This window comes from Arthrobacter sp. JCM 19049 (assembly GCF_001310435.1).
Window position 1 is genome coordinate 1 of sequence record NZ_BAXF01000922.1, and the last position, 562, is coordinate 562.

1 pseudogene is annotated in these 562 nt (G+C 63.2%); it reads left to right on the top strand.

Annotated elements, in window-relative coordinates:
• Nucleotides 1-69 precede the first annotated feature (69 nt).
• Nucleotides 70-562 (top strand): annotated as a pseudogene (locus JCM19049_RS17130) (transposase family protein); the annotation flags it as partial.

The following is a 562-nucleotide window of genomic DNA, read 5'->3' on the forward strand; positions in this document are numbered from 1 at the left end:
GGGCAGTAAAAAGTCGAGGTCTTCACAAGAATGGAAGTTCCTACACAACCTTCTTGAAAGACCTCGACGTTGTCCCATACTACCTTTACCGCCTCGGATCTGACCACGTTCTGCCGCCTGGACGAGCTGGGCCTGACAGCCTGCGGTCAGCGGTTGTTGCCTGAACGTGCCGAGATCCTGTGCACGGTCACCGAGGCGGATCCGTGGTGCCGTAACTGCGGGCAGCCGGGAACGCCTCGTGGCACCGTGGTGCGCCGGCTGGCGCATGAGCCAGTCGGCTGGCGGCCGACCACGCTGGTGATCCGGGTGCGCCGGTACCGGTGTGCTGACTGCGGTACTGTGTGGCGTCAGGACACCAGCCAGGCTGCCGAGCCCCGGGCGAAGATTTCTCGTGGCGGGTTGGGTTGGGCGCTGGCCGGGATCGTGTGTCAGCACTTGTCCATGGCCCGGGTCGCTGAGGGGTTGGGCGTGTCCTGGAATACCGCTAATGACGCGGTGTTGGGTCAGGGGCAACGGGTGCTGATCAACAAGCCTGAACGGTTCAACGGGGTGAAAGTCATTG